The organism is Peribacillus sp. P4_C12 (genome assembly GCF_056402095.1).
In genome coordinates this window covers 1-2,997 of record NZ_JBFUIB010000452.1, presented here as the reverse complement: position 1 = coordinate 2,997, position 2,997 = coordinate 1, and the positions used below count along the sequence as shown (strand labels likewise).

The 2,997-nt window shown below is 42.4% G+C and carries 3 protein-coding genes; all 3 read left to right on the top strand.

The features are described from left to right. Positions 1 to 969 (top strand): FAD-binding protein (locus AC1DUW_RS24765; RefSeq protein ID WP_477643718.1); only part of this gene is annotated, 969 nt, incomplete at its 5' end. Then, the gene (gene nadC / locus AC1DUW_RS24760) at positions 950 to 1,801 is read left to right on the top strand and encodes a carboxylating nicotinate-nucleotide diphosphorylase (RefSeq protein WP_477643717.1); all 852 of its coding nucleotides are present in this window, start codon (positions 950 to 952) and stop codon (positions 1,799 to 1,801) included. The genes AC1DUW_RS24765 and nadC, both read left to right, overlap by 20 nt. After that, the gene (nadA, locus tag AC1DUW_RS24755; protein WP_053347143.1) at positions 1,798 to 2,904 is read left to right on the top strand and encodes a quinolinate synthase NadA; all 1,107 of its coding nucleotides are present in this window, start codon (positions 1,798 to 1,800) and stop codon (positions 2,902 to 2,904) included. Before nadC ends, nadA begins: the two co-directional genes overlap by 4 nt. Positions 2,905 to 2,997: the final 93 nt, after the last annotated feature.

Sequence of the window (2,997 nt, the reverse complement as noted above, 5' to 3'; positions counted from 1 at the left end):
GGGGATGGAATCGCACTTGCTTTCAAAGCTGGGGCACGAGTGCGTGATATGGAATTTATCCAGTTTCATCCGACTCTTCTTTTTATTAATGGTAAAGCAGAGGGGCTCGTTTCAGAGGCGGTCCGCGGTGATGGTGCACAATTAGTGAATGAAATGGGCAAGCCCATCATGGAAGGTGTCCACAGAATGAAAGACCTTGCACCAAGACATATTGTGGCACAGACGATTTTTTCTTATTTGCAGCGCGGTGAAAAGGTATTTTTGGATATTTCGATGATTAAGGATTTTAAAAAACGTTTTCCAACTGTGACTTCATTATGTGAAAAAAGCGGTATTGACCTTAAATTCGGAAAAATCCCGGTTGCACCTGGAAACCATTTTTTGATGGGTGGAGTTGAAGTGGATCAATKGGGCCAAACTTCTGTCGCCTCCTTATATGCAGTTGGTGAAGTAGCTTGTACTGGCGTTCATGGAGCAAACCGTTTGGCAAGCAATTCACTTCTAGAAGGGCTTGTTTTTGGAAATACGCTTGGTCATTTCCTTGCTCATATGCCATCAAGAACCATACCGTTAGAAAAAGAGCATTCCAAATGTTACACCCTTTTATCCGCAATACCTGATTTGGCTACATTGCAGGAAATGTTAATGAGCGAAGCAGGAATTGTTCGAGATGAAGCGGGTTTAACTCGTTTAAAGGACTATCTTGAATCTTTTGATATAGAAAAATTGCTGCATATGGAAGTTACTGCATTATCAATAAACGAAATAACAAAAATCAACGCCATACTCGTAGCGTGGCTGATTGCTGAATCCGCTTTGACTAGAACGGAAAGCAGGGGCGGTCATTTTCGCAGTGACTATCCAAGGGAAGATGACTCCTTATGGCTGAAAAACTCTGTTATCCTTGCCTGCACGGATGTGAAAAACCGAGTGAAAGGGAGAAGACTATATGAACACATTAAAGCTTAAGCAGATGCTGCAACAATTTTTGATAGAAGATATAGGTGAATGCGATGTAACGAGTGATACGATTTTTAATCAAGATGAACAGGGTACTTTGACGTTCATCGCAAAAGAAGATGGTGTCTTTAGTGGGAGTGCTGTCATCAACACGGGATTTGCGCTGCTGGATCACCAAATACTGGTTGAACTGTTTGTTCAAGATGGAGAAGTGTTTGAAACAGGYCAACAGCTTGCAAGAATAACCGGCAATATGGCTTCGCTTCTAAAAGGGGAAAGAGTAGTTTTGAATTTAGTGCAACGCATGTCCGCTATTGCAACACAGGCGCATAAAGCAACCATGATTTTAGCTGGTACAAAAACAAGGGCTTGTGATACTAGGAAAACTACACCAGGTCTGAGGATGCTTGAAAAATATGCGGTCCGATCTGGTGGGGCCTTCAATCACCGATATGGATTGTATGATGCCGTCATGATTAAGGACAACCATATTTCTTTTGCCGGTTCTATCACGAAGGCAGTACAAACAGTCAAAGCTAAGCTGGGACATACCACGAAAGTCGAAGTGGAAACGGAATCAGCAGATCAAGTGCAAGAAGCAGTTGAAGCAGGTGCCGATATTATCATGTTCGATAACCGGAGTCCTGAAGAAATTAAACAACTGATCAACTTGGTGCCTGAACATATTATCACTGAAGCTTCAGGTGGGATTAACTTGACTAATTTAGCCTTATATCGGGAAACAGGGGTTGATTATATATCATTGGGCAGTTTAACGCACAGTGTTAGGGCACTTGATATTAGTGCAAAGGTTGCAGAACGTGAGGGGGTAATTAAATGAACATACTGGAGATGGCCAAAACAGCAGGGAATGTATTACCTGAAACATATAAATCGATGACAAAGGAGGAAATGGAGAGGCGGGTCCGTAAGATTAAACAGCAACTTGGGAGCCGATTGTATATTCCAGGTCATCATTATCAACGTGAGGAAGTCATTCAATTTTCGGATGTAACTGGTGATTCACTTCAGCTAGCTCAACTTTCTGCGCAAAATCGTGAAGCGGAGTACATCGTGTTTTGTGGCGTGCATTTTATGGCTGAAACAGCCGATATTTTGACAACAGAAGGACAGACAGTTATCCTGCCGGACATGCGAGCGGGCTGTTCGATGGCAGATATGGCGGATATTGACCAAACAGAACGTGCTTGGACAAAGCTGCAGTCCATGTTTGGTGATACGATTCTTCCGCTAACATATGTCAATTCAACAGCGGCAATCAAGGCTTTCGTTGGAAAAAACGGCGGAGCGACTGTAACTTCTTCAAATGCACAGGGAATGGTCTCTTGGGCCCTCTCGCAAAAAGAACGAATTCTCTTCCTTCCGGATCAGCATCTTGGGAGGAATACAGCCTATGACCTTGGAATCCCGTTGAAGCAGATGGCTGTTTGGGACCCTCATAATGATGAATTAATCTATGAAGGGGAGCTAGAAGACTTGAAGGTGCTTCTTTGGAAAGGGCATTGCTCTGTTCATGAAAACTTTACAACAGGGAATATTGAAACGCTTAGGGCTGAGCAACCGGAAATGAATATAATTGTTCATCCAGAATGCCGCCGTGAAGTAGTCGCCTTATCAGACTATAATGGCTCGACATCCTATATCATTAACATGATTGAAAAAGCAAAATCAGGAAGTTCCTGGGCAATTGGCACGGAAATGAACCTTGTCAAGCGGCTTATCGCAAATAATCCTGACAAAAATATCATCTCTTTGAACCCGAATATGTGTCCATGTCTCACGATGAACCGAATTGATCTGCCGCATCTGCTTTGGGCTCTCGAATCAATTGCGGAAGGTACAGTAATTAATCCGATAAAAGTAGAAAAGAAGATTGCGGATAACGCCATTCTTGCTTTGAATCGAATGCTTGAACGTGTTTGAATAGATAATTTGTTGTTTTCGGAGTCTTAAAAACATCTACTGATCATTTTGAATAGCATCTTATGCCATTTGGTTAAATAATAAATAGGGGGG

What these genes read in the sequence shown, in the direction of transcription:
- nadA (WP_053347143.1), top strand. Translation starts at nt 1,798, where the DNA reads ATGAACATACTGGAGATGGCCAAAACAGCAGGGAATGTATTACCTGAA.